The sequence below is a fragment of the Polaromonas sp. OV174 genome, from assembly GCF_900112285.1.
Classification (GTDB): Bacteria; Pseudomonadota; Gammaproteobacteria; order Burkholderiales; family Burkholderiaceae_C; genus Polaromonas.
The window spans coordinates 217298-242597 of sequence record NZ_FOKZ01000004.1 but is presented as its reverse complement, the minus strand read 5'-3'; the positions used below and the strand labels follow the sequence as shown (position 1 = coordinate 242597).

The 25300-nt window shown below is 64.0% G+C and carries 28 protein-coding genes; 11 read left to right on the top strand and 17 right to left on the bottom strand.

The genetic code is table 11. The features are described from left to right. The first annotated feature begins 51 nt into the window (after nucleotides 1-51). Genes gatC through gatB form a run of 3 tightly spaced genes read left to right on the top strand, consistent with a single transcriptional unit; the run spans nucleotide 52 to nucleotide 3298 of the window. The gene (gene gatC / locus BM160_RS05855) at nucleotides 52-351 is read left to right on the top strand and encodes an Asp-tRNA(Asn)/Glu-tRNA(Gln) amidotransferase subunit GatC (RefSeq protein ID WP_092001955.1); all 300 of its coding nucleotides are present in this window, start codon (nucleotides 52-54) and stop codon (nucleotides 349-351) included. Then, the gene (gatA, locus tag BM160_RS05850) at nucleotides 348-1844 is read left to right on the top strand and encodes an Asp-tRNA(Asn)/Glu-tRNA(Gln) amidotransferase subunit GatA (protein ID WP_092001952.1); all 1497 of its coding nucleotides are present in this window, start codon (nucleotides 348-350) and stop codon (nucleotides 1842-1844) included. Before gatC ends, gatA begins: the two co-directional genes overlap by 4 nt. After that, nucleotides 1841-3298 carry an Asp-tRNA(Asn)/Glu-tRNA(Gln) amidotransferase subunit GatB gene (gatB, locus tag BM160_RS05845; protein WP_092001949.1) on the top strand — a complete coding sequence of 486 codons (1458 nt, stop codon included), beginning with the start codon at nucleotides 1841-1843 and terminating at the stop codon, nucleotides 3296-3298. The genes gatA and gatB overlap by 4 nt, the downstream gene beginning before the upstream one ends. A 136-nt stretch (nucleotides 3299-3434) precedes the next feature. Here gatB and BM160_RS05840 read toward each other — a convergent pair whose 3' ends face one another. Beyond that, complete coding sequence (locus BM160_RS05840; protein WP_092001946.1) at nucleotides 3435-4091, bottom strand: DUF4124 domain-containing protein; 657 nt, start codon at nucleotides 4089-4091, stop codon at nucleotides 3435-3437. An 8-nt stretch (nucleotides 4092-4099) separates the two neighbouring features. Continuing rightward, the gene (pyrE, locus tag BM160_RS05835; protein WP_092001943.1) at nucleotides 4100-4849 is read right to left on the bottom strand and encodes an orotate phosphoribosyltransferase; all 750 of its coding nucleotides are present in this window, start codon (nucleotides 4847-4849) and stop codon (nucleotides 4100-4102) included. Nucleotides 4850-4859: 10 nt separating this feature from the next. On the opposite strand from pyrE, the gene BM160_RS05830 reads away from it, so the two are divergent. Continuing rightward, nucleotides 4860-5717 carry an exodeoxyribonuclease III gene (locus tag BM160_RS05830; RefSeq protein WP_092001939.1) on the top strand — a complete coding sequence of 286 codons (858 nt, stop codon included), beginning with the start codon at nucleotides 4860-4862 and terminating at the stop codon, nucleotides 5715-5717. A 141-nt stretch (nucleotides 5718-5858) separates the two neighbouring features. Here the strand turns inward: BM160_RS05830 and BM160_RS05825 are convergent, their stop codons facing one another. The 4 genes from BM160_RS05825 to BM160_RS05810 form a co-directional block, all read right to left on the bottom strand. Next, nucleotides 5859-6290 carry a universal stress protein gene (locus BM160_RS05825; protein WP_092001936.1) on the bottom strand — a complete coding sequence of 144 codons (432 nt, stop codon included), beginning with the start codon at nucleotides 6288-6290 and terminating at the stop codon, nucleotides 5859-5861. Between the two features lie 10 nt (nucleotides 6291-6300). Next, nucleotides 6301-6996 (bottom strand): TerC family protein, encoded by a 696-nt coding sequence (locus tag BM160_RS05820; protein ID WP_092001933.1) that lies wholly within the window; start codon nucleotides 6994-6996, stop codon nucleotides 6301-6303. 164 nt (nucleotides 6997-7160) lie between these two features. After that, nucleotides 7161-8552 carry a sensor histidine kinase gene (locus BM160_RS05815; RefSeq protein WP_092001930.1) on the bottom strand — a complete coding sequence of 464 codons (1392 nt, stop codon included), beginning with the start codon at nucleotides 8550-8552 and terminating at the stop codon, nucleotides 7161-7163. Next, nucleotides 8539-9213, bottom strand: a complete 675-nt coding sequence (locus BM160_RS05810; RefSeq protein ID WP_092001927.1) for a response regulator transcription factor — start codon at nucleotides 9211-9213, stop codon at nucleotides 8539-8541. Before BM160_RS05810 ends, BM160_RS05815 begins: the two co-directional genes overlap by 14 nt. 253 nt (nucleotides 9214-9466) lie before the next feature. On the opposite strand from BM160_RS05810, the gene BM160_RS05805 reads away from it, so the two are divergent. Then, on the top strand, nucleotides 9467-10339 hold the full coding sequence (locus BM160_RS05805; RefSeq protein WP_218156589.1) for a hypothetical protein: 873 nt from the start codon (nucleotides 9467-9469) through the stop codon (nucleotides 10337-10339). Between the two features lie 149 nt (nucleotides 10340-10488). Here the strand turns inward: BM160_RS05805 and BM160_RS05800 are convergent, their stop codons facing one another. Together BM160_RS05800 and BM160_RS05795 are read right to left on the bottom strand one after the other, a co-directional pair. Beyond that, a complete protein-coding gene (locus BM160_RS05800) occupies nucleotides 10489-10800 on the bottom strand; it encodes a hypothetical protein (RefSeq protein ID WP_092001921.1) in 312 nt (103 codons plus the stop codon). A gap of 36 nt (nucleotides 10801-10836) precedes the next feature. Continuing rightward, nucleotides 10837-11604, bottom strand: coding sequence for a metallophosphoesterase (locus BM160_RS05795; protein ID WP_092001918.1), 768 nt, complete (start codon nucleotides 11602-11604; stop codon nucleotides 10837-10839). Nucleotides 11605-11779: 175 nt separating this feature from the next. Here BM160_RS05795 and BM160_RS05790 point away from each other — a divergent pair, with 175 nt between their 5' ends. Then, nucleotides 11780-12496 (top strand): RNA polymerase sigma factor, encoded by a 717-nt coding sequence (locus BM160_RS05790; protein WP_092001916.1) that lies wholly within the window; start codon nucleotides 11780-11782, stop codon nucleotides 12494-12496. Between the two features lie 108 nt (nucleotides 12497-12604). Next, complete coding sequence (locus BM160_RS05785) at nucleotides 12605-13186, top strand: ferritin-like domain-containing protein (protein WP_092001913.1); 582 nt, start codon at nucleotides 12605-12607, stop codon at nucleotides 13184-13186. Nucleotides 13187-13199: 13 nt separating this feature from the next. On the opposite strand, the gene BM160_RS05780 is transcribed toward BM160_RS05785, so the two are convergent. Beyond that, on the bottom strand, nucleotides 13200-14399 hold the full coding sequence (locus BM160_RS05780; RefSeq protein ID WP_092001910.1) for an HPP family protein: 1200 nt from the start codon (nucleotides 14397-14399) through the stop codon (nucleotides 13200-13202). 49 nt (nucleotides 14400-14448) lie between these two features. Next, the gene (locus tag BM160_RS05775; RefSeq protein ID WP_092001907.1) at nucleotides 14449-15291 is read right to left on the bottom strand and encodes a M48 family metallopeptidase; all 843 of its coding nucleotides are present in this window, start codon (nucleotides 15289-15291) and stop codon (nucleotides 14449-14451) included. 31 nt (nucleotides 15292-15322) lie between these two features. On the opposite strand from BM160_RS05775, the gene BM160_RS05770 reads away from it, so the two are divergent. From BM160_RS05770 to BM160_RS05760, 3 genes are all read left to right on the top strand, one after another. Then, entirely contained in the window at nucleotides 15323-16687 is a 1365-nt protein-coding gene (locus BM160_RS05770) for an AmpG family muropeptide MFS transporter (protein ID WP_092001904.1), read from the top strand. 201 nt (nucleotides 16688-16888) lie between these two features. Next, nucleotides 16889-17605, top strand: coding sequence for a response regulator (locus tag BM160_RS05765; RefSeq protein WP_092001901.1), 717 nt, complete (start codon nucleotides 16889-16891; stop codon nucleotides 17603-17605). Between the two features lie 8 nt (nucleotides 17606-17613). Further along, nucleotides 17614-18834, top strand: coding sequence for a sensor histidine kinase (locus BM160_RS05760; RefSeq protein WP_177218926.1), 1221 nt, complete (start codon nucleotides 17614-17616; stop codon nucleotides 18832-18834). Between the two features lie 78 nt (nucleotides 18835-18912). Here BM160_RS05760 and BM160_RS05755 read toward each other — a convergent pair whose 3' ends face one another. Beyond that, the gene (locus tag BM160_RS05755) at nucleotides 18913-19191 is read right to left on the bottom strand and encodes a hypothetical protein (RefSeq protein WP_092001896.1); all 279 of its coding nucleotides are present in this window, start codon (nucleotides 19189-19191) and stop codon (nucleotides 18913-18915) included. A gap of 110 nt (nucleotides 19192-19301) precedes the next feature. Here BM160_RS05755 and BM160_RS05750 point away from each other — a divergent pair, with 110 nt between their 5' ends. Beyond that, complete coding sequence (locus tag BM160_RS05750) at nucleotides 19302-19925, top strand: carboxymuconolactone decarboxylase family protein (protein WP_092001893.1); 624 nt, start codon at nucleotides 19302-19304, stop codon at nucleotides 19923-19925. Between the two features lie 15 nt (nucleotides 19926-19940). On the opposite strand, the gene waaF is transcribed toward BM160_RS05750, so the two are convergent. From waaF to radA, 6 genes are all read right to left on the bottom strand, one after another. Next, entirely contained in the window at nucleotides 19941-20936 is a 996-nt protein-coding gene (gene waaF / locus BM160_RS05745) for a lipopolysaccharide heptosyltransferase II (RefSeq protein ID WP_092001890.1), read from the bottom strand. Nucleotides 20937-21035: 99 nt separating this feature from the next. Then, nucleotides 21036-21266, bottom strand: coding sequence for a zinc-finger domain-containing protein (locus BM160_RS05740; RefSeq protein ID WP_092001887.1), 231 nt, complete (start codon nucleotides 21264-21266; stop codon nucleotides 21036-21038). Between the two features lie 21 nt (nucleotides 21267-21287). Then, nucleotides 21288-22229 carry a branched-chain amino acid transaminase gene (locus tag BM160_RS05735; protein ID WP_092001885.1) on the bottom strand — a complete coding sequence of 314 codons (942 nt, stop codon included), beginning with the start codon at nucleotides 22227-22229 and terminating at the stop codon, nucleotides 21288-21290. A 100-nt stretch (nucleotides 22230-22329) separates the two neighbouring features. Further along, complete coding sequence (locus tag BM160_RS05730) at nucleotides 22330-22743, bottom strand: glycerate kinase (RefSeq protein ID WP_092001882.1); 414 nt, start codon at nucleotides 22741-22743, stop codon at nucleotides 22330-22332. Nucleotides 22744-22914: 171 nt separating this feature from the next. Further along, nucleotides 22915-23703: a metallophosphoesterase family protein gene (locus BM160_RS05725; protein ID WP_092001880.1), complete on the bottom strand. Its 789-nt coding sequence runs from the start codon at nucleotides 23701-23703 to the stop codon at nucleotides 22915-22917. A gap of 20 nt (nucleotides 23704-23723) precedes the next feature. Further along, on the bottom strand, nucleotides 23724-25100 hold the full coding sequence (gene radA, locus BM160_RS05720; RefSeq protein ID WP_092001877.1) for a DNA repair protein RadA: 1377 nt from the start codon (nucleotides 25098-25100) through the stop codon (nucleotides 23724-23726). Nucleotides 25101-25300 lie beyond the last annotated feature (200 nt).

Here is a 25300-nt window from a genome sequence, read left to right as displayed (position 1 = left end):
GTTTCAGCCCCTGATTTTCACTAACTTTCCCGTACTCCTTCACATCTCAACATGGCATTGACACCCCAAGACATCGCACGCGTCGCCAATCTGGCGCGGCTGGAGTTGCGTCCCGACGAAACAGAGCACACCTTGCATCAGCTCAACGGCTTTTTTGCCCTGGTTGAACAGATGGAAGCCGTCAACACCGACGGCGTGGAGCCACTGGCTCACCCGGCGGCGGTACTGGGCGAGGTGGCCCTGCGCCTGCGCGAGGACATCGCCAGCGAACCCAACCAGCGCGAGGCCAGCCAGGTCAGCGCCCCGGCCGTCGAGCGCGGCCTGTTTCTCGTGCCCAAGGTGATCGAATGAGCCAGCAAGATTTACACGACCTGGGCGTGGCCCAGCTGGCCGCCAAGCTGGCCGCCGGCGAAGTCTCCAGCGTCGAAGTCACCCAGCATTTCCTGAAGCGCGTCCAGGGCGAGGCGCTCGGCGCCTTCCTGGCCACCGACGCCGACGTCTCGCTGGCGCAGGCCAAAGCCGCCGATGCGCGTCTGGCCGCCGGCGAGCGCAGCCCGCTGCTGGGCGTGCCGCTGGCGCACAAGGACGTGTTTGTCACCCGCGACTTTCCGACCACCGCCGGCTCCAAGATGCTGGAAAACTACCGCAGCCCGTTTGACGCCACCGTCGTCAGCCAACTGGGCGGCGCCGGCATGGTCACCTTGGGCAAACTCAACTGCGACGAGTTCGCCATGGGCTCGGGCAACGACAACAGTGCTTACAAACCGGTACAAAATCCCTGGGACCTGAGCCGCGTGCCCGGCGGTTCCTCGGGCGGTTCGGCCGCCGCCGTGGCAGCGCGCCTGGTGCCCGCCGCCACCGGCACCGACACCGGCGGCTCGATTCGCCAGCCGGCATCGCTCACCGGCATCACCGGCATCAAGCCGACTTACGGCCGCTGCTCGCGCTACGGCATGGTGGCCTTTGCCTCCAGCCTGGACCAGGCCGGCCCGATGGCGCGCAGCGCGCTCGACTGCGCCCTGCTGCTCTCGGCCATGGCCGGCCCAGACCCGGACCGCGACTCGACCTCGCTGGACCTGCCGGCCGTCGATTACGCTGCAGATTTGATAGCTGCCAGCGCAAGCGGGACGGGCGCTACACCCCTAAAAGGCTTAAGAATTGGTTTACCAACGCAATTCTTCGGCGCCGGCTGCTCGCCCGACGTGCTGGCCGCCGTGCGCGGCGCGCTCGGCGAATTTGAAAAGCTCGGTGCGACCCTGGTCGATGTCAGCCTGCCGCTGACCGAGCTGTCGATTCCGGTTTACTACGTGATCGCCCCGGCCGAGGCCAGCTCCAACCTGAGCCGTTTTGACGGCGTGCGCTATGGCCACCGCGCCGCCAACTACGGCGACCTGACCGACATGTACAAAAAGTCGCGCAGTGAAGGCTTTGGCGACGAGGCCACGCGCCGCATCATGATAGGCACCTATGTGCTGTCGCACGGCTACTACGACGCCTACTACCTGAAGGCGCAGAAAATCCGCCGCCTGATCGCGCAGGACTTCCAAAAAGCCTTCACGCAGTGCGACATCATTGCCGGCCCGGTGTCGCCCACGGTGGCCTGGAAAATCGGTGAAAAGTCCGACGACCCGGTGGCCAACTACCTGGCCGACATCTACACCCTGTCCTCCAGCTTGGCCGGCCTGCCCGGCATGAGCGTGCCGGCCGGTTTTGGCGCCGGCGGCCTGCCCGTCGGCCTGCAACTGATAGGCAATTACTTCAAGGAAGGCCAGCTGCTGGGCGCCGCCCACCAGTTCCAGCTGGCCACCGATTGGCATCAAAAAGCACCTGGAACCCTGGCATGAGCAAAGCTACCGCCTCCCTGCTGGTGCAGGGCTACGAAGTCGTGATCGGCTTTGAAACCCACACCCAGCTGACGACAAATTCGAAAATCTTCAGCCGCGCCTCGACCGCCTTTGGCGCCGAGCCCAACACCCAGGCCTCGGCGGTGGACTTCGCCCTGCCCGGCGCACTGCCGGTGATGAACAAGGGTGCGGTACAACGCGCCATCGAGTTCGGCCTGGCAGTGAATGCTCACATAGCCGAAAGCAGCGTGTTCGCCCGCAAGAACTACTTCTACCCGGATCTGCCCAAGGGCTACCAGATCAGCCAGTTCGAAATTCCCGTGGTGCAAGGCGGCGTGGTCGAATTCTTCCTCGGCGACGAGAAAAAATCGGTGCGCCTGGTGCGCGCCCATTTGGAAGAAGACGCCGGCAAATCGCTGCACGAAGACTTCATCGGCCAGAGCGGCATCGATTTGAACCGCGCCGGCACGCCGCTGCTGGAAATCGTCACCGAGCCCGACATGCGCTCATCGGCGGAGGCCGTGGCCTATGCCAAGGAACTGCACAAAATCGTCACCTGGATAGGCATTTGCGACGGCAACATGCAGGAAGGCAGCTTTCGCTGCGACGCCAACGTGTCGGTGCGCAAGCCTGGCGAGCCGCTGGGCACGCGGCGCGAAATCAAGAACCTGAACAGCTTCAAGTTCATGCAGCAAGCCATAGATTTTGAAGTGCGCTGGCAGATCGAGCAAATCGAGGACGGCCACGCGATCCAGCAGGCCACCGTGCTGTTCGACCCGGACACCGGCGAAACCCGCAGCATGCGCAGCAAGGAAGATGCCGCCGACTACCGCTATTTCCCCGATCCGGACCTGCCGCCGTTGGTGATTGGCCGCGACTGGGTCGAGAAAACCCGTTCAGAGATGAGCGAGCTGCCGCGCGTGATGGCGGCCCGCTTCATCGCCGACTACGCCTTGAACGAGTACGACGCCGGCCAGCTGACGCAAAGCAAGGCCACTGCCGCCTACTTTGAGGCCGTGGCCGGCGCCAGCGGGCAAGCCAAGCTGGCCAGCAACTGGGTCATGGGCGAGCTGTCGCGCCGCCTCAATGCCGAGGAAAAATCGATTGAGGCTTCTACCGTCAGCCCGGCGCAACTGGCCCAGCTGATCAAGCGCATTGCCGACGGCACCATCTCCAACAACGCCGCCCGCCAGGTGTTTGAGGCCATGTGGAGCGGCGAAGGCCGTGATGTCGACGCCGTGATCGAGGCCAAGGGCCTGAAGCAGATGAGCGACAGCGGCGAGCTGGAAAAAATCATCGACGAGGTGCTGGCGGCCAATGCCAAGAACGCCCTAGAGGTGAAGGCCGGCAATGCCAAGGCCTTTAACGCCCTGGTCGGTCAGGCCATGAAGGCCACCAAGGGCAAGGCCAACCCGGCGCAGGTCAACGAGTTGCTGAAGAAGAAACTGGCCTGAGGCCTGCCGGGCCGCCAGGCCACCAAGCTGCGGTGGGGGCCTGGTTTTCAAACGCCGGGCCGGCGCCTTGACACTATCAAATACATAGCTGCCAGCGCTCGCCTCGATTGGGCTACAGGCTTATTTCGCTTGCAAATCAGTTCTTTGCCGTACTCGCGCCGGCGGGCGTGCCGCCCCTCAACGTCCAGAGCTCCTTGAGCTTGACCAGCTCTTCGTCAAAGCGCTGGTTGACGCGTTTTTTCTCGCGCTGCTGATCGGCAATGAATTTTTGCTGCACATCCACGCTGCTCTCGTTGTCCTCCAGCCTAAGCTTGAGGGAGGTCGGGGCTTTGGCCGGATCTTTGGCATAAAACTCGAACTCACTGGCGATGGCCTGGCGCTGGGCGGCCAACTCGCCGGTTCGCTTGCTCGACGCCTTGATGACCTCGTCGATTTGCGCCAGCGCCGTGCTGCGCTCCTGGTCGTGCACCGCGCGGTTGGGGTAACGCAGCAGCAGGGCCCGATCGCGGCGCTTTTCCTCGGCTTCGCGAGCCAGCAGCTCGGCGGCCCGCCGGTTTTTTTCTTCCTGGGCGGCCCGCTCCGGCGCGGTGAGCGACGGGCCCAGCTCTCGCTTGATGGTGCCGGTACGCGTCAACTCCTGCTGCGTGCGGTCTATGCACTCGATGATGGGGCGATCTGCAGTGATCTTGCGGCCCTTGCCATCAACACAGGTGTAAATGCCTTGCGCCGCGGCAGAACCGCAAAGCCATGCGGTACACAGCAACCCGAGAGTACGCATTGTTGGCGCGAGCATTCGTCTCCTTAATCGACGCCGTAGCGTTCCCGGTAAGCCAGCACCGACTGGTAGTGCTGTTTCAAAGACAAGGCGCCGGATGCATCGGTGTCCGAGGCGCTGCTTTGCCTGGACAGATACTGCAGCAAGTCGGTCAAACGCGCAATCGCGCAAACCTGCAAACCCAGTTGTTGTGTGACATATTGCACGGCACTGTGGTTCACATCGACACCGTTTTCGGTGGCTTTTTCCTGCCGGTCCAGCGCCAGCGCGATGGCATGGGGAATGGCACCGGCGGCCTTGATGATGGCGATGGACTCGCGCGCGGCGGTGCCGGCGGACATCACGTCGTCGACAATCAGCACCCGACCCGCTACCTTCGCACCGACCAGCGAGCCGCCCTCGCCATGGTCCTTGACCTCTTTGCGGTTATAGGCAAAGGGCACATTGCGCCCCAGCCGCGCCAATTCCACCGAGACGGCGGCCGCCAGCGGAATGCCTTTGTAGGCGGGTCCGAAAATCATGTCAAAGGCCAGCCCACTGCGCTGCTCCTCGGCCAGCAGGTGGCGGGCATAAAATTGCGCCAGCCGGCCCAGCTTGGCACCGTCGTCAAACAGGCCGGCATTAAAGAAGTAAGGGCTCATGCGCCCGGCCTTGGTCTTGAATTCGCCAAACCGCAGCACGCCCGATTCGACGGCAAACTGCACGAATTCCTGTGCCAGACTGTCGTCCGCCTGCGCCGCCTGGCCCTTGTTTGTTGTCTGCCCTGTCGTGCTCATTGAAAGTCCCATGTTCAAATTAACCAGCCTCAACCTCAACGGTATCCGTTCTGCCACCAGCAAAGGCTTGCAGGATTGGCTTGCCCAATCCATGCCAGATTGTATTTGCGTGCAGGAGTTGAAGGCGCAGGCGGCCGACATCAGCGGCAAGTTCGAGGAAATTGCCGGCCTCAAGGGGCATTTTCATTTTGCCGAAAAAAAGGGTTATTCCGGCGTCGGCGTCTACAGCCGGCATGAGCCCAGCGAGGTCATTGTGGGCTATGGCTCGACCGAATTCGATGCCGAAGGCCGTTATGTGGAGCTGCGTTTTGACCGCCCCGGCCGCTCGCATTGCCCCAAGTTCTCCATCATCAGCGCCTATTTCCCCAGCGGATCTTCCGGCGAGGACAGGCAGGCCGCCAAGTTCCGCTTTCTGGCCGAGTTCTACCCGCATCTGGCGACCCTGAAACAGACGCGCGACTTCGTGCTGTGCGGTGACATCAATATCGCGCACCAGGAAATCGACCTGAAAAACTTCAAGGGCAACCGCAAGAACAGCGGTTTCCTGCCCGAAGAGCGCGCCTGGATGACGGAACTGCTGCGCGACGCCGAACTGGCCAACGAGGCCGCCGACGAGCTCACCCAGGACACGGTGCGCGGCGGCGGCATGGTAGACGTCTACCGCAAGCTGCAGCCCACGGCCACCGACGCCGCCTACACCTGGTGGAGCAACCGCGGCCAGGCTTACGCCAAGAACGTGGGCTGGCGGCTCGACTACCACCTGGCCACGCCGGCCTTTGCCGCGCTGGCGCGCAGCGAACATATTTACAAGGAACAGCGCTTTTCCGATCACGCGCCGATCAGCGTGGACTACGACATGAAGCTGTGAGGCTTGCGTTTGGGACGGCGAACCCGTGTTAACGCCCCGGGGCAGGCATTCGCGTCTTAACTGGCTCAGACACGCTCACCGCAGCGCCAGGCCGATCCCTTGGAGCAGCCGGGCCGCTGAAGCCCGCCGAGGGGCCTTGGGTCAGGAGCCGATGACCTGGGGGTCGCCGCTCGCGCCCAGTAGCTGGTGCACCTGCTGCGCCAGCGAACCGAAGATCTTTCCTGCCAGGCTGGGCTCCTCCCGGCCAAAGACGATGCGGTCGCAGCCATGGTCGCGCGCAGCCACAATGATGGTCTCGGCACTGCGCCCCACCAGCACGGTGCTGGTGTAAGGCACGCCAGCCGCGTCGAGCAGATTCTGCGCAAACTGCAGGTCCTCGGCGCCTGCGCCTTGCTGCAACTCGCGCAACTCGCGCTTGTCGAAGAACATCGCGACGTGACCGGAGACCTGGGGCTGCACCCGCAGCAGGCGAACGGTGACCGGCTCTTCCCGGAAAATGCACACGACTTGATCAATGGCTGAGCGCGTCCGAGCCGGCTGGGTCGGGTCAATGGGGACCAGGATGTTTCTCATGCGAGCACCTTCAGGTCGCGGGTTGGTTGGCCGGTTCCGGTTGCTGGCGGCTGGCCAGCCACTTGCCTGCCGCCACCACGAACATGGCACCCAGCGCAGGAACCGCGTTGTGCAGCGCATGCTGGTTGGCGGCCCAGCCGGCGATGGCCGGATCCGACATCGCCATGTCGCCGGCCACCCAACCGAGCAGGCCAGCCCCGAGGGTGATGATGATCGGGAAACGGCCCATCAGCTTAAGGATCAAGGTGCTGCCGAAAATGATCAGGGGAATGCTGATCACGAGACCGAACACCAGCAGCGGAATGTTGCCTTTGGCGGCGGCTGCGACGCCGATGACGTTGTCCAAGCTCATGACCAGGTCGGCGACCACGATGGTCTTGATGGCCGCAGCCAGGCTGGAGTGGCCTGCCAGGTTCTCCTCGTCGCCCTCGCCTTTCATCAGGCCAATGCCGATCCACAGCAGCAGCGCGGCGCCCACCAGCTTGAGGTAGGGCAGCGTCAGCAGGTAGACGGCAAAGAAGGTCAGGATCAGGCGCAGCACGATGGCGCCGACGCTACCGAACAGAATCGCCTTCTTCTGCTGCGCGGGCGGCAGCGAGCGGGAGGCCATCGCGATGACAACGGCGTTGTCGCCACTCAGAACGATGTTGATCAAGATGATCTGCGACAGGGCGATCCAGAATTCCGGACTCAGCAAAAACGACATGATGTCTCCTCGAAAAAAGATGCGGGACCACGGTGGTTCCGAGCTCTTCGAGGTTACGGGCCTGTGCTGTCACCTTTCTGCCGGCGCCCTGTCAGCCAGTTATCGGCAAGCTGTCGGCCAGCTTACAGCCGGCTGCTGCGCGACGGTTTCGGAAGCCTTCGGGCTCAGACCGCTCGCAAGGGGAAGAAGACGCTGAAGGTGTTGCCCACGCCGTCGGTGTCTTCCTCCAGCGTGATGCGCGCGCCGTGCAGCGTGGCGATCTCGCTGACGATGGCAAGACCGAGGCCGCTGCCATCCTCCTGCGTACCGAGGAGGCGGTGAAAGCGTTCGAAGATGCGGGTGCGCTCCTGCACCGGGATGCTGGGGCCGTCGTCGCTGATGGCCAGGCGGCACTGGTCTCCCCCGCTCTGGCCCAAGCGCACGGTCACCCGGCCGCCTTCCTGGCTGTAGCGGATTGCGTTGTCGATCAGGTTGTTGATCAGCTCACGCAGCCGGTCCCGGTCGGCGTCGATCATCAGCGGATGACCGGCCCCTTCGAAGCCCAGGTCGATGTTGCGTTTGATCGCCTCCGGCACCCAGTCCATGCTGATCTCCAGGACGTGAGCGTTCAGGTCCAGCGGCTGTAGCTGCATGAAGTCGAGCGCACCGGGCTCGTTGCGGGCGAGCGAAAGCAGCTGGCGCACCAGCCTCGACAGCCGGTCGGCGCTGATGTAGAGCTGCGCCAGCGAATGGCGCACCCGCTCCGCGTCGCTCTCCCGCAGCGCCAGCTCGATCTGGGCCTTCAGGCCGCTGACCGGCGTCTTCAGCTGGTGGGCGGCATCGGCCACAAAGCGATTCTGGAAATCAAAGGTTCGCCCCAGCCGCGCCATCAGCTCGTTGACTTCGTCCACCAGCGGTCGCACCTCTCCCGGAACGTCTTGGGTGTCGATCGGACTCAGATCCAGGTGCGAGCGATCCGACACCGCGCGCCGCAGCCGCTGCAGCGGCTCGAGCCCACGCGAAACGCCGAACCAGACCACCGCCGTGGCCATCACGATCAGCAGCAGCTGCGGCAGCACCACGTTGGCCACCATCTCCCACGCGAAGCGCGTGCGCTTGTTGAGGGTTTCAGCAACCTGCACCAAGACCAGCGGAGCAGCGGCGTCGGCACTGATTGGCATCCGGGCCACCATCATCCGTACCGGCTCCCCGCGCAAGACATCGCCGTAAAAGCGCGATTTGACGGTTTCAGCCACGCGCGGCGACGGCATATCCACATCGCCGCCCAACAGCGTTCCATCCTCGCTGACGACACGGTAGAAGAGGCGGTCGTCCGAGTCCTGCAGCAGGATCTTGTCCGCGGTCTCCGAGAGGTCGAGCCGGGGGCGGGTGCCGTCGAGCTTCACGTGCAGCACGATCTCGCGTCCGATCTCGTACAGCGCACGGTCGTAAGCGAGGTTGGAAAAACGCTGCGAGTTCCAGTAGGCGGCGCCGGTGTCCAGCACCAGCAGCACGGCCAGCGGCCCAAGCAGCCAAGCCAGCAGCTTGCGCTGCAGCCTGGGCTCAGGCCTCCGCATCGTTGCGGTCCATCAGATAGCCCATGCCGCGCACGGTGCGGATCTCACATCCGAGCGGCTCCAGCTTCTTGCGCAGGCGGTAGATGTTGACCTCGATCGCGTTGTCACCGACCTCGTCGCCCCAGCCATAGAGATGGTTGACCATCTGCTCCTTGCTCACGACACGCCCCGCGCGCATCAGCAGCAGTTCCAGGACGGCGAGTTCGCGCGGCGACAGCTCCAGCGGTCGCTTCTCGTAGAACACGCGGCGGCCCACCGTGTCAAAGCGCAGCAGGCCGTGCTCCAGGCAAGGCGTGGAGTTGCTACCGCGGCGCAGCAGCGCCCGCACGCGCGCTTCCAGCTCCGGCAGGTCGAAGGGCTTGGCCAGGTAATCGTCGGCGCCTAGATCCAGCCCGCGGACGCGGTCCTGGAGGGTGTCGAAGGCAGTGAGCATCAGCACTGGCGTCGTGGACCGGCGTGCCCTCAGCCGCCGCAGCACGTCCAATCCGCTCAGCCCGGGTAAGCCGATGTCCAGGATCGCCAAGTCGTAAATGCCAATAGTGAGCGCATGGTCGGCCATCTCACCGTTGGAAACCATGTCTACGGCGTGGGCGGACTGCACCAGCGCCCGCGAGAGCGCGTCCGCCAGCACCTTGTCATCCTCTACAAGCAATATCCGCATTGGTTCTCCAGCCGGATATGCTAACCGCAATGTCTTGGCACGACCCTGGCTCGCCGAATTCCGTGGCAGCGAACCGCGGTACAAGGTCAACGCCGCCAGCGGGAAGAGTTCGGGTTCAAGGCGAGCCTATGCCAAGAACCTGGGCTGGCATCAAGCACACAGCTGAGGAGGTTTTGCACAGCGCCCTCACCTCGGCTTACGATTGGCCCAGGAAATTGAGGTGTTTTTTCTTTGTCGAATCGGAAACATCATCATGCGACAGCTGTTCTGGGCATTTAGGTGCTTGCTGGTTCTTCTTCTCTTTGCGCGGGTAGATACGGTGTCCGCGCAATCCGGCCAGCCTGCGGTCAATCCACCGCAGAGCGATCTGATTGCTTCCTGGGTCGTGACGGTTGCCGATGAGCCGCGTCAGCGCAGTTTGATCATTCGCGGTGTTGCGACGGGGACGAACGGCGCCTTCCTGCTCGATGCGACTTATGGATGGCTTGACGGCAAGCGCTCGCCAATTCGGGGCGAGATGACGCAATCGGGCACAGAACGCCGGCTGGAGCTAGTGACGCCAGCCGACAGCAAAATCGTTGCCAAACAGCTCACGGATGGCTCTTTTACGGGTACCTTTACTTCCAAGAACGGCGTTGTGAAGCCGGTCAAGCTGGAACGGCTTGAGAGCGTCGCCGTTAACTCGGCTACGGCGGCTGCCGCCAATCATGCCGCGGCGCCAACCACGCCGCCGAACATTCACATGGTCGTCATGGGAGGCAACGATTGCCCGCCTTGTGTGGCTTGGCGAGGGCTCGAATTGCCCAAGCTCCAACAGACTGCGGCGTTTAAGGCGATTCGGTTCTCGTATGTGTCAAAAGCAGTCACCTCACCCGTGCCATCGTCGATGTTCCTGCCCGATGAGGTGAAGCCCTACAAGGCAAAACTTGATGAGGCCAGTTCCGGGCGAAATGGATCGCCACAGGTGGCCATCATCGTCAATGGCGAGATTTACGACTATTACTTCGGCACTCGCTCTGCCAAGAAGGTTGAGCAAATGATCCTGGCGATCAAGGAAGGTCGCAATTACCCGTTCAAGCGCTGCCTGAAGCTTGACCGATCCAGGCAGTGTGCCGTGCCGGCCTAGCCTGCGGTGGCGTACGGCTTGCAGCTCCGAGCTAGCAAGCGCCTTTTTTTGCTATCAAATATATAGCTGTTGGCGCATGTCATACGGGCGCTACATGCCATTTTTATCGATAAAATAGAACATTCCCGCCATGACGACGGGCTCCTTGTTCATTCCGCGGCGTCAGACGGAAACAGCAGCGGCCAGCAGCCCGGCTCGCCCGCCAGCAAGTCCAGCTCGCCGCGCGCCGGCTTCTGGCACGGCGTGGCGTGCAGGGCACGCGCCACGCTAACGGCCGCCGGCGAAAAATAGGCCACGACTTCACACTGCAAACGCCCTTCCGACTCATGCCGGGTGAACACCGCCATCTCCACGGGCCGGCCGGCCAGCACATACAAGGGCAAAAAGGCATCCTTGACCTGGTCCCTCATGCTGAAAGACCAGACGCCATCGCCCAGCTGTTTTGAAAACCATGTGCTCATGTCTTGCCTCCTTGCCAAGCCGTGGATGCCGGCGTTTCAGCGCCCTATCTCGACCACGAAATTGCGGTCAAACAAGGGGTTTTCATTGACGCCGTCCCGGGCATAGCCGCGCGGATTGCAGACCACGCGCGTGCCCTTGATCTCATAGTCGAAGCTGTCGTGGGTATGGCCGTGCACCCACAGCTGCGCGCGGTCGGCGCCGGCCAGGTGCGCCAGATCGGACACAAAGCAGGCGTTGAGCGCCGAGCCAGCAAAGCGCGGATGAATGCTGGCGCGCGAGGGCGCATGGTGGGTGAGCACCACGGTAGGCCCGGCATGCTGCTGGGCCAGCCGGCCTTCCAGCCAGTTGGCGTGGTGCAGGCACAACTGGGCGCAGTCCTCGGGCGTGAACAGCCGCTCGGCAAGCTTGTCGGCATGGATTCTCTTGAAGTCGCCCATGAAGCCCTGCGCTTCTTTCATCGCCTGCAGGCGGGGCTCGCCCTCGCCAAAAAGCCTGAAATCGGTCCACATCGTGGCGCCCAGAAAGCGCACGCCATCCAGCATGACTTCATCGCAGTCGAGCACCTGAATGCGGCTGCCACTGCACAGCCGTTTGAGTTCGGCCACCGTGTCGGCCAGGCTGCCGCCGTAAAACTCGTGGTTGCCCGGGACATAGAGCACCGGCTTGTCAAAACCACGGGCCCACGTCACCGCCTCCAGCGGGCGCGCAATGTCGCCGGCCAAAATGACCACATCGGCGTCATTGTCGGGAAGGTCCAGATCACCGCAGCTCAGGTGCAGATCGGACAGGATGTTGAGTTTCATCGGCACGGCTCCAAAACCGGGCCGCCATGAGCGCTCAGCCCGAGTCAGCGTATTACAGCAGATGGTGACGAGCCGCGCATGCGCCAGCGCAAACGCCCTCTTGCGATAAATAGCTGTAACCTGACTGCCGCGCAAACCATCTAATGCAGCAATACCGACCCAAAAAGGTGAATGCATGCAAACCCTGTCGCCCGCAGCCCCGGCACCCAGCGATCCGCAAGTGCTGATGGCGCAACTTGCCGCAGGCAATCTGCAAGCCTTCGAGCAGCTGATGCGCACCCACAACCGGCGCCTGTTCCGCGTGGCGCGCAGCATATTGCACGCCGATGGCGATGCCGAGGACGCGGTGCAGGAAGCCTATTTGCGCGCCTTCGTGGCCTTGAAAAACTTCCAGGGCACGGCCCAGCTTTCCACCTGGCTGACACGCATCGTGATCAACGAGGCCCTGAACAAAAAACGCCAGCAGAGCAGGGCCGGGCAGCGCCTGCAAGGCGATACGGCCTTTGCCATGGATCACAACCACGCCCTCAACGCCATCGAACTGATGCTTTCGGAAACGCCGGAGGACCTGGCCATGCGCGAACAATTACGAAGTCTGCTCGAAAGCAAAATTGACCGCCTGCCCGACGAGCACCGCACGGTGTTCATGCTGCGCGCGGTGGAAGAGTTGAGCGTTGAGGAAACCGCCCAATGCCTGGACATTTCACCGGCCCTGGTCAAGACCCGGCTGTTTCGGGCCCGCCAGATGCTGCGCCAGTCCTTGCAGCGTGACGTGAAGCTTGGTCTGCAAGATGCCTTTGCCTTTGAAGGCGGACGCTGCGACCGCATGGTTAACACGGTGCTGCAGGCGATACGCCATGGCAGCGGCGTTGGCAGCACGCCACCGCCCTAGCCCTAGACCACGTCCCCCCACTCACTCAGTCACTTCATCAAGTCATTTTCAGCGCAGATGACTTGGGAATAACTTCGTCTGCGCTCGGTCCACTTGGAGGAGATCATCATGTCATTCAGCTTTATTCAACAGGGCGAACAAATCCTGAGCAGCCGCCGCGGCATTCTGCGCGTCACCGGCCTGACCCTGTCGGGCACCGCCATTGCCATGCTGGCCGGACGCGAAAGCCTGGCCGCCGGCAAGCCCACCAAATCCCCGGGCAAGGATGTCGGCATCCTGAACTCGGCGCTGGGCGCGGAGCTGGAGGCGGTTGCCGCCTATCAGGTCGGCGCCGAAAGCGGGCTGCTGCAAAAGCCGGTGCTGGATCTGGCCGTGCAATTCCAGGGCCATCACAAGGCACATGCCGCACTGCTGGCCTCGGTGGTCAGCAAGCTGGGCGGCAAACCGGTGCTGGCCAAGGACAAATACGAATTTCCGGTCGACAAGCTGAAAAACCAGGCCGATGTGCTGCGCTTTGCCGCCACGCTGGAAAAAGGCGCCGTCAGCGCCTACCTGGGGGCCGTGCCCTTGTTCGCCGACCGTGATCTGGCCAAGGCCGCCGCCAGCATCCTGGGCGATGAATCCATGCACTGGGCCATATTGCTCAATGCCCTGGGCGAAAACCCCGTTCCCCTGGCCTTCATGGCCTGAAGCGCCGCCGGCTTCACGAGGCCGGGTCGGCGGCCCGCCCCAAGGCGGCGACCAGGTCGGACTGGGTGATCATGCCGACCAGGCGCTCGCCCTCGCCGATGATGGGAATGTGGTGATGGCCGGTGCTGCCGAACAGCGGCACCAGCTCCACCAGATGGCGCTGCTCGCTGGCCACGCGCACATTACGCGTCATGATCTGGCCGACCACCTCGGGCTTGTTCGAGTGGATGGTGCGGCTGCTGCGTATCAGTTTGCGCAGCTTGTCGTCGAAGCCTTCATACAGGTCCAGCTCGGCGGCCCGCATGAAATCGGCCAGCGTGATGATGCCGGCAATGCGAAACGTGCGGTCCACCACCGGCAGCGCCTTGATGCGGCGCTCACGCAGCAGCGCCCAGGCTTCCTGCAGCGGCGTGCCGAACTCCACCGTCACCAGATCGCGCGACATGATGTCGGCGCAGCGCACTTCGGCCAGTTTGCGGTCGTAGGCGCGCGACTGGGTTTGCACCAGCAAGGCCTTGAGGTCATCCCGGCTGACGTCCAGCACCTGGTTGTAGCGCGCCAGCACGGCGTCCAGGTCGGCATCCAGCAGCTTGGCCTGGCCGGAAAGCGGCGCCGTGGCCGGCGCCAGCTGCATGTGCGGATAGGGCCGGCGCGTGGCGTTGTTGTAGACAATGCCGGCGGCCACCAGCAGGGCCGAATTGAGCAGCACCGGATAAAAGGCAAACAGCGGGTCTGAAATGCCGCCCAGCACCATCATCAGCGCGGTGGCCCCGCCCGGCGGATGCAGGCAGCGCAGCGCCAGCATCAGGGCGATGGCCGTGGCCACGGCGAGCGCGGCCGCCAACTCGGGTGAGCCCAACAGGTGCATGCCATGAACCCCGGCAATGCCCACCAGGGCCGACACCGTATTGCCCCCCACCACGGACCAGGGCTGGGCCAAAGGGCTGGCCGGCAGGGCAAACACCAGCACCGCACTGGCACCCAAAGGCGCCACCAGCCAGGGCAGGCTCGCTACCGCCGTGCCGCTGACCAGATGACAGAGCAGACCGGTCAGAAAAATGCCGATCAGCGAGCCCGCCACCAGGCGCAGGCGCTCACGCGTGTTGATACGGGTGCGGGCCGGCCGGAAAGCGCGCCACCAGGCCCGGCTGAAGAAAGCCGGCAAGCGGAGCTGATCACCAGTACGCAAGTCGGGCGGAACAGGATCGCTCATGAACGCGGGGCCGGCAAAACCAAGACGGCGTGCTGTGGCCTAGGCGGCCTCAGCCACGCGCGCGCAGATAAAGACCCTGAACCTTGGGCACATTGGACTGCAGCTGCTGGATGCGATCCGGCCCCGAAGGGTGGGTGGACAGAAAGCTCGGGCCGCCCGCGCCAGCGCTGGCCTGGCCCATCTTCTCCCACAGGCTGACGGCGGCCTGCGGGTTGTAGCCGGCGCGCGCGGCCAGCTCCAGTCCGACCAGATCGGCGTCGGTTTCATCATCGCGGCTAAAGCGCAGCGTGAGCAGTTGCGTGCCTATGCTGGCCGCCACGTCGCCCAGCTGCCCCAGCCCCAGCAGTTGCGCGCCCAGGGACAGCAAGGTGCCGGTCCCCTGGCTTTTGGCAATGCGGGCGCGCGCATGCTCGCGCAGGGCATGGGCCATCTCGTGGCCCATGATCATGGCGGCCTCGTCGTCGCTCAGTTTGAGCTGCTCCAGAATGCCGGTGTAAAAGGCAATCTTGCCGCCAGGCATGCAAAAGGCATTGAGTTCCTTGCTGCTGATCAGGTTGACTTCCCAGCGCCAGTCCTTGGCCCGGTCATTCCACTGAGCGGTTTGCGGCACCAGGCGCTGGGCAATCTTGCGCAGGCGTTGCAGCTGTGGACTGCTTGGCGCCGCCAGCGTGCCCTTGGCGCGGGCCTCGGCCAGCAGCTTGTCGTATTCCTGCGTCGCCGCGCCTTCCAGCTCGTCGGCCGGCACCAGATTGCGCAGCCCCGAAGCCGGCCCGACATTGACCTGGGCCTGCAAGGGCGTAGCGACTGCCGCCGCCGTTGCGCCGGCGGCCGCCAGCAGAAAAGCCCGGCGGCCTGGCCAGGCGGAATGTTTGGCGTCGCATAAAAAGCACATGCGTCAATAATAGCCAGAATCTCAAAACCTCATGACCGACAAAATCTCTTCTCTCCCTGTTAGCCAAGCAGCGGCGCCGGCTAGCGCCGCCCCCAAAAAAAGCTGGCGTGATGTCTGGCATGTGTACACCGAGGCCGCCACCCTGCGCATGCTGTTGCTGGGTTTTTCGGCCGGCCTGCCGCTGCTGCTGGTATTTGGCACCTTGAGTTTTTGGCTGCGCGAAGCCGGCATAGACCGCACCACCATTGGCTACCTGAGCTGGGTCGGCCTGGCCTATGGCTTCAAGTGGGTCTGGGCGCCGCTGGTGGACCGGCTGCCGATTCCCTTGCTGACGCGCTGGCTGGGCCGGCGCCGCAGCTGGCTGCTGTTGTCGCAAACCCTCATCATGACGGCGCTGGTGGCCATGGCCCTGACCGATCCCCGACAGGCTTTGCTGCCGGTGGTGTGGTGCGCGCTGGCGGTGGCCTTTGGCTCGGCCACGCAAGACATTGCGCTGGACGCCTATCGCATCGAGTCGGCCGACATCCAGCGCCAGGCCGCGCTGGCCGCCTCCTACCAGACCGGCTACCGCATCGCCATGATCTGGGCCGGCGCCGGCGCGCTGTGGATTGCCGCGCGCGCCGAAATCACCAGCCTCACCGGCTACCAGCATGGCGCTTGGCAAACCGCCTACCTGGTGATGGCCGCCTCCATGCTGCTGGGCATGGTGACGGTGCTGTGCTCGCCCGAACCGCAGCGCCGCGAGCTGCCGCCCAGCAAAAACCTGGCCGAATGGCTCAAGGGCGCGCTGATCGCCCCTTTTGCCGATTTTCTGCGCCGCTACGGCAAGCAGGCCTTGCTGATCCTGGCGCTGATCGCGGTGTACCGCATCAGCGATGTGGTGATGGGCATCATGGCGAATCCGTTTTACGTGGACATGGGCTACACCAAGGACGAAGTCGCCACCGTGACCAAAATCTACGGCGTCATCATGACCCTGGTCGGCGCCTTTGTCGGCGGCGGTCTGGCCATGCGCTTTGGTGTGATGAAGGTGTTGATGCTGGGCGCCATCCTGAGCGCCGCCAGCAACCTGCTGTTCGCCTGGCTGGGCACGCGCGGCCATGATGTCACGGCGCTGATCTTCGTGATTTCGGCCGACAACCTGTCCAGCGGCATTGCCTCGGCCGCCTTCATCGCCTACCTGTCCAGCCTGACCAACGTCAACTACTCGGCCACGCAATACGCGCTGTTCAGCTCCATGATGCTGTTGCTGCCCAAGTTTCTGGCCGGCTATTCGGGCAAGTTTGTCGATGCCTTTGGTTACAGCCAGTTTTTCACCGCCTCGGCCTTGCTGGGCTTGCCGGTACTCGTTCTGGTGGCCCTGGCTTCAAGACAAATTAAGCCTGCAAGCCAATAACAACAAACGCTGACAGCTATTAATTAAATAGCATTTCATAAAAACTAGGCGCCCTATGCCAGCCGGCTGGCAGGCGCCTGGCCGTCACGGTTTACCGTAACTTTACGGCGGCTTCAAGCGCAATTATTGCGTCCGGCGCACCATGCGTTTCATGGTGATGCGCCAACCCACAGAACATCGCCCGCAACCGAGGACCCGCCCATGACCCAGCAACTTTTAATGATCGAAGACGACACCCGCCTGGCCGCCATGGTGGGTGAATATTTGCGCCAGTCGGGTTATGGCTTCAGCCATGCCGCCGATGGCGCCAGCGGCCTGGCCGCGCTGCAGGCCAGCCCGCCAGATCTGGTGATTCTGGACCTGATGCTGCCCGACATGGACGGCCTGGAAGTCTGCCGCCGCATCAAGGCCCTGGGCAATGAGACGGCGCACACCGCCGTGCTGATGCTGACCGCCAAGGGCGATCCTATGGACCGCATCGTCGGACTGGAAATCGGCGCCGACGACTACCTGCCCAAGCCCTTTGAGCCGCGCGAGCTGCTGGCCCGCATTCGCGCCGTGCTACGGCGCGGCGGCGAAAGCAGCACGGCGGCCAGCGCCGGTGGCCAAAAGGTGATGCGCTTTGGTTCGCTGGAAATCGACCGCGATGCGCGCACCGTGTCTGTCATGGGCAAGCCCTGCGAGCTGACCTCTTACCAGTTCGACCTGCTGGTGGCGCTGGCCGAACGCGCCGGCCGCGTGCTCAGCCGGGACCAGATCATGGAAGCCGTGCGCGGCCGCGAACTCGAAGCCTTTGACCGCTCCATCGACGTGCACATGGGCCGCATCCGCAGCGCCATCGAACTGGACGCCAAGGACCCGAAACGCATTCTCACGGTGCGCGGCGTGGGTTATGTCTTTGCCAAGCAACAAGACTGATGCTGAAAATGTGGGCCCGTTTTACCTCCCATCTTTATGTACGCATCTGGCTGGCCGTGGTGGCCACCGTGGTGGTGCTGACTTTTCTGGTCGGCGCCGCCTGGCGCCTGAGCGTGGACCCGCCGCAACTGCCCATTCGCGAGGTGCTGGTGCACAACGCCGCCGGCGAAGTCATAGGCACGGCGCAAACCAAGCCGGATCGCAAACTCGGCGAGGATCTGGAATTTGATGTCGTCACCAATGACGGCCAGACCTTGAACCTGCTGCTGCCCCGGCCGAAACGCCCGCCCGGCAACAGCTGGATTCGCCTGCCCTTCGGTTTTGGTTTTGGCTGGATGCTGGGCCTGGTCGGTCTGGCCGTGGCGCTGGGCGCCTACCCCGTCATGCGGCGCCTGACCTTGCGGCTGGAGGCGCTGCAGCGCGGCGTCGAGCGCTGGGGTGCGGGCGACCTGTCGGCGCGGGTCAACGCCAGTGGCAGCGACGAGGTGGCCTTTCTGGCCGAGCGCTTCAACCATGCCGCAGAGCGCATCGAATCCCTGATGAACTCGCACAAATCGCTGCTGGCCAATGCCTCACACGAGCTGCGCTCACCGCTGGCGCGCATACGCATGGGACTGGAGCTGATGGGCGTGGACCCGGCCTCGCCGCAGCGCCTGGAAATAGCACGCAGCATCAATGAGCTCGACCAGCTGATCGACGAAATCCTGCTGGCCAGCCGGCTCGATGCCAAGCAGGCCGATGCCGAACCCTTTGAGACCCTGGACCTGACCGGGCTGGCCGCCGAGGAGTGCTCGCGCGTCAACGCCGAACTGCAGGCCGAGCAGGCCAGCGGCCAGGAACTGGGAATGGGCGTGGCCAACAACGGCCACAGCCTGACGGTGCAGGGCTCGCCGCGCCTGCTGCGCCGGCTGATCCGCAACCTGCTGGAAAACGCCAGGCGCTACGGCCGCGGCGACATCAGCCTGGAGCTGACGCAGATTCGCGTCGGCAAGCAGCAAAGGGCCGTGATCAAGGTGCACGACCGCGGCCCGGGCGTGCCCGCCGCCCAGCGTGAGCGCATTTTTGAACCCTTTTATCGCCTGCCCGGCGCCAGCGAGCGCGAAGGCGGCGTGGGCCTGGGCCTGGCCCTGGTGAAATCCATCAGCGAGCGCCACGGCGGCACGGTGCACTGCGAAGCCCGGCCCGGCGGCGGCGCCTCATTCATTGTTGAATTGCCGGTGGCGGCCTGAGGCCCTGGCACCATGAATTGGGAAGACCACCGAGAGGTGGTCTTTTTTTGCCTGCATGGCGGTTTGCCAGGCCCCTATCTATCTGTTTGGATTGGGTGGAAAGCTGGGGCTGGATGCCGCCGACGCCGGTAAACCAAGCTTCCCGGCAGTACGGTTGACGGCCTTTCCCGCAACGGCACCGCCATGCTCGACGGCGCCAGCGGCCTTGCCGACACCGCGCTTGACCGCGCCTTCCACCTTGGTGGCAACCCCCGAAGCCTTGTGCGCCGTCGCGCTGGCGGTTTCAGAGACGCCCGCAACGGCGCCCGCTGAAACCAGCGCGAACAGGCTCGCCGTGACAAGAATTCGACCGCTCATGGTGATGACACTCCGAAAAAGGTTGGGGCAAGCTCATCATAATGCGCTAAGGCAAGGCCTGTTTGCAACGCTCAAAGCCTTTGCCCACCACAAGGAAATAAGGAAGCGCCATGAGCAGCACAGCCGCCATCCCGTCCGCCCAGGTTGCCCAGGGCTTTTCAAGCCCCGGCACGGAACGCATGCCCCTGATGGCGCTAGAAGCCATGTCGCCGGCACAGCGCGAAGCCGCCGACGCGCTGATCGCCGGGCCGCGCAAGGCGGTATTCGGCCCTTTTATTCCACTGCTGCGCAGCCCCGAGCTCATGAACCGTATCGGCAAGGTCGGCGAATACCTGCGCTTTGAAAGCCTGCTGGACGCGCGCATCCGCGAACTGGTGATCTGCCGCGTGGCCCGGCAGGTGTCCAACCAGTTTGAGTGGCTGATGCATGCGCCACTGGCGCTGCAGGCCGGCGTGCAGCAGTCCACGCTGGACGCCATCGCTGCGGGCAGGCAGCCGCGCGGCATGGCGGCGGACGAAGCCGTGGCGCTTGATTTCACCTCTGAGCTACTGCTGCAGCACGGCAGCAGCGACGCCACCTATGCCGAAGCGCTGGCGTCATTTGGTGAGCAGGGCGTGGTCGAACTCACCACCCTGGTGGGTTATTTCGTGATGGTCTGCTGGGTCATGAACGTGGCCAGGACGCCCACCCAGGGCAAGCCGGACTTTGAGCCGCTCACGGCGTTTCCGGCCTGAGACTGCGGCTGCTGGCTAAAGCGCCCGCAACACCCGCTCGGCGCTGATGTCGTTGAGGCAGCGCGTATGGCCTAGCGGGCAGACACGCTCAAAGCAGGGCGCGCAGTCCAGCGGCGGCTGATAGGCCGCATCGATTTTCAGCCAGAGCACGGTGGCCTTGTCGCTCAGCGGCGGCGTGTGCAGCGGGCTGGAGGAGCCGAAGATCGCCACCTGCGGCACGCCCAGTGCGGCGGCCACATGCATCAGGCCGGAGTCGTTGCTGACCGTGCTGCGGCTGGCGGCAATCAGGCACAAGGCCTGCGGCAATGAAGTCTTGCCGGCCAGATTGAGGCATTTGCCAGGCTGCTGCGCGTTCACCGGGCCGGCGATTTCCTCGCACAGGGCGGCTTCCTTGCCTGAGCCGAGCAGCACCACCGTCAAGTCCAGCTTGGCGGCCAGCGCGGCGAAATGCGCGGCAGGCCAGCGCTTGGCCGGACCGAACTCGGCGCCGGGCGCAAAGACGACGAAGGCGCCGCGCTGCAAGCCGAGCTGGCTCAGCGTGGCGGTGATATCCGCGTCTGCGATGTGCAATTGCGGCCGGTCGTCCTGCAGATCGCCCTCGCCGCTCAACGCGGAATAAAACGCCACCATGGGCGGCTTGTTCTTGGGATTTTTCAGCCTGTGCGTGAGCAGGCCGACGCGCGCCTCGCCCAGATAGCCTATGCGCTGGGGAATGCTGGCCAGAAAAGGCAGCAAGGCGCTTTTCAGCGAATTGGGCAGCACGTAGGCTTTGTCGAACTGGCCCGTCATGCGCTTGGCAATGACGCGACGCGCCTTGAATTGCAGGCCGCCATGGGCAAAGGGAAATTCGATCACCTCGGCCACCTGCGGCATGGCGCGGTAGACCGGCGCCACCCAGGGCAAGGCGCCCACCGTGAGGCGTTCGCCGCGCGCCTGCAGGCGGCGCAGCAGCGGCTCGGTCATCACCGCGTCGCCTATCCATTGCGGAGCAATGATCAGTGACTCAGGCATCAGGCCGTCCCTTCCAAGGCCAGCGCGGAACCGGCTTTGCCGGGCCGCAGATGGCGCCCCCTTGAGGGGGAAGCGGCCACAGGCCGCTTCGGGGGTGGGTCAATGTCCACCAGCGCCGAAGTGTTCGCCGGCTTTCAGCGCGTAAACCGTGCCGCAGTAGGGGCACTTGGCCTGGCCGGTGCGCGCCACGTCCAGGTAAACCTTGGGGTGGCTATTCCACAGCTTCATATCGGCCTTGGGGCTGGGGCAGTAGACGCCGCCCTGAGCGTTCAGGTCGGAGGCCAGCAGTTCGACAGAGGAGGAATGGGTGGTCGTCGTGGGGGTGCTCATATTCGGCTTTCAGTCAGCGCTTCAGACTTTGGCGAGCCAGTGGGCGTACTTGGGATTGCGGCCGTTGACGATGTCAAAGAAGGCGCTCTGGATTTTTTCGGTGATGGGGCCGCGCGAGCCGCTGCCGATTTCCAGGCGGTCGAGCTCGCGGATCGGCGTGACTTCGGCGGCGGTGCCGGTGAAGAAGGCCTCATCGGCGATATAGACCTCGTCGCGGGTGATGCGCTTTTGCACCAGTTCCAGGCCCAGGTCCTTGCAGATGTGCATGACGGTGTTGCGGGTGATGCCGTTGAGCGCGCCGGCCGACAGGTCGGGGGTGTAGACCACGCCGCCCTTGACGACAAACACGTTCTCGCCCGCGCCTTCGGAGACGAAGCCCGAGGCATCGAGCAGCAGCGCTTCGTCGTAGCCATCATCCAGCGCTTCCATATTCGCCAGAATGGAATTGCTGTAGTTGCTCACCGCCTTGGCCTGCGTCATGGTGATGTTGACGTGGTGACGGGTGTAGCTGGAGGTCTTGACGCGGATGCCGCGCTTCATGCCCTCTTCGCCCAGGTAGGCGCCCCAGGCCCAGGCCGCCACCATCAGGTGAATGGTGTTGCCCTTGGGGCTGACGCCCAGCTTTTGCGAGCCAATCCAGGTCAGCGGACGCAGGTAGCAGGACTCCAGATTGTTGTCGCGCACCACGGCCTTTTGGGCTTCGTTAACTTCTTCCTTGCTGAAGGGAATCTTCATGCGCAGGATCTTGGCGCTGTTGAACAGGCGCTCGGTGTGCTCTTCGAGGCGGAAGATGGCCGTGCTGCCGTCGTCGGTCTTGTAGGCGCGCACGCCCTCAAAAGCGCCGCAACCGTAATGCAGGGTGTGGCTCAGCACGTGGATTTTGGCGTCGCGCCATTCGACCATCTGGCCGTCCATCCAGATTTTGCCGTCGCGGTCTGCCATGGAGGGTGCTACTGGGGACATGATGCTGATCCTGTGGTGAATGTCGTGGAATAGATTTGCGCCACCGGGGCCCGCGCCGCCTGGCGCGGGCGCAGGCACTGCAAAACCCGAAAGGCCGATTTTACGGGGCCGGCGTGGACTCGCTTGGCGCCGGGCGGAAAAGCTCGTGGTGCGCCAGCTTGCCGCCGACAAAGGTGCAGGTCACGTGGGACTCGGTGCCGTCGGTCCAGCGAAAGATTTCGGGCTGCGCGTCTTTTTCCGTCTGCAGTTTGCCGAGCGCGCGGGTCATGGCGACCACATGCAGCAAGGTCATGCCGGGCTTGAGCTTGGCGTTGAGCATGACGGCGCTGTCCACATAGCCGATGGGCCGGTTGGCCGCGCGCTTGAGGACTTGCATCATGCGGGTGAAATGCAGCAGCATCCACATCACCAGAGCCGTGACCACCCCGGCCACACCGATCCAGCCATAAAAACGATAGGCCAGCAGCACCGCCGCGAGACCGGCGATGGGAACAAAGAATTTTTGAAAGTTCATGATCTTATTTTCGCAGCCCCGGCGCAGCGCGGCGCTGTGGGGAGTGCGTAGCCCACATGAAAAAGCCGCCGGGAAGGGTTGGCAGGCATCACATGGCGGCCTTTTTAAAGAAAAAAGGCCTGCAACCCAATAGGGGTTAGCGCAAACAGCTATGTTTTCAATAGCACCTGGTCAGCCGCCGCGCCTGGCCCAACCGGTCGCCAGGGCATGCGCCCAGTCGGCACGCCCGCGGCCGAGTGCCGCTTTGGCTGCCGCCATGTGGTCGTAGGGCACGGCGCGCAAGTCCACCCGCCAGCCCTGCACTGTTTTCTCCACCACCGCGTAGCGCGCGTGCGGCGCGCCGTTTTCCACCACATGCCGGTAGGGATGGTCGTCGTCATAGGCCGGCAGGCCGACGCTGCCGGGATTGACGACCAGCGAGTGGCCGCACTGGGCCATGCGCGGCACATGGGTGTGGCCGCAAAGGATGAGCGAGTGCGCCTGGGGGCTCGCGTCGCCAAACCGCAGCAACACTTCTTCGGCGGTCGCGGGCCGGATACCCGTCGGATGCGCGTCAGGGAAACCGGGAAGCGTGGTTTCCATCCAGTAAATGAGGTCGCTGTCGGGCGTTCCGTGGCACAGCAGGACATCGCCGCCCGCCAACTCCAGGCGCGCGGGCAGCGCCCTGATCCACGCCACCTGCGCCGACGTCAACTGGCCAGCGGTGTAGCCGTCGGTGCCGAGTGGGTCGAGATGCTGGCCCTGGTCCAGCAGGTCCAGCACCTGGCGCTCATGGTTGCCGCGAATGGTGATGAAATCGCGGGCCATCAACAGCTCGGCCGTTTCCACGGGTTGCAGCGGGCCGCTCAGGATGTCGCCCAGGTTCACGGTCTGGTCAACGCCCAGCCCGGCAATGTCGGCCAGCACGGCCTCAAGCGCCAGCAGGTTGCCGTGAATGTCGGAAATGACGGCGAGTTTCATGAGCTTGATTGTGCAACGCCTCAGTCCAGGCTGCGCAACAAATCCAGCGCCTGCTCTATACGCTCGACCGGATGTATGGTCAGGCCCTCGATCGGCTTCTTGGGCACATTGGCCTTGGGCACCACCGCCACGCTAAAGCCCAGCTTGGCCGCCTCCTTCAGGCGCTCCTGGCCACGCGGCGCCGGCCGCACTTCGCCGGCCAGCCCGACCTCGCCAAAGGCCAAAAAGCCCTTGGGCAGCGGCTTGCCGCGCAGGCTGGAGGTGATCGCCAGCATCACCGCCAGATCGGCCGCCGGCTCGCTAATGCGCACGCCGCCCACCGCGTTGACAAACACGTCCTGGTCCATGCAGGCCACACCGGCGTGGCGATGCAGCACGGCCAGCAGCATGGCGAGACGGTCGCGGTCCAGGCCGACACTGAGGCGGCGCGGATTGGGTCCGCCGTCATCGACCAGCGCCTGGATTTCCACCAGCAGCGGACGCGTGCCCTCCAGCGTCACCATCACGCAGCTGCCGGGCACCGGTTCGCTGTGCTGGCTCAAAAACATGGCGCTGGGGTTGCTGACGCCCTTCAGGCCTTTTTCGGTCATGGCGAAGACGCCGATTTCATTGACCGCGCCAAAGCGGTTCTTGATGGCGCGCACCAGGCGAAAGCTCGAATGCGTGTCGCCCTCGAAATACAGCACGGTATCGACCATGTGTTCCAGCACGCGCGGGCCGGCCAGCGCCCCATCCTTGGTGACGTGGCCGACCAGCACGATGCACACGCCGCTGGACTTGGCGGCGCGCGTCAGGTGGGCGGCGCATTCGCGCACCTGCGCCACCGAACCCGGAGCCGATGTCAGCTGGTCGGAATACACCGTCTGTATCGAGTCGATCACCGCCACGGCGGGTTGCTGCTCCTGCAGCGTGGCGAGGATTTTGTCGAGTTGAATCTCCGCCATCACCGCGACCTGCGAGCCGTCGAGACCGAGCCGGCGTGCCCGCAGCGCCACCTGGGCGCCGCTTTCCTCGCCCGTCACATAAAGCGTGTTCAGCCCCGAGCGCTGCAACGAGTCCAACGCCTGCAGCAGCAAGGTGGATTTGCCTATGCCCGGGTCGCCGCCTATCAGCACCACCCCGCCCTCGACGATGCCGCCGCCCAGCACCCGGTCCAGCTCCTCATGCCCGGTCGGCGTGCGCGTCATGTCGGTGGCGTCGATATTGGCCAGCGCCGTGACTTCCGAGGCCTTGGCCAGCGACTGGAACTGCGTGCTGTAGCGGTTTTTGCCGGCAGCGCTCTCGGCCACCGACTCGATCAGCGTGTTCCAGGCGTTGCAATGCGGGCATTTGCCCAGCCACTTGGGGCTGATGCCGCCGCATTCGGTACAGGTGTAAATCGTTTTTTCTTTGGCCATGGGCCTAGTGTATTGACCCGCCACGTCCAGGCTGGGGCCTGGCTGCAGCGGGCCACTGGCTCCGGCCGAAAAGCCGCCACAAGCGGCCGGCTTGCGGGGAAAATGGCGATTGCAGCCGTCGTGTTGAGCTCGGCAGTGTGGCGCGTCAGCTATCAAATAAGGAGCTGGTAGCGCCCACCCTTATTGGGCTAATGGCTTGT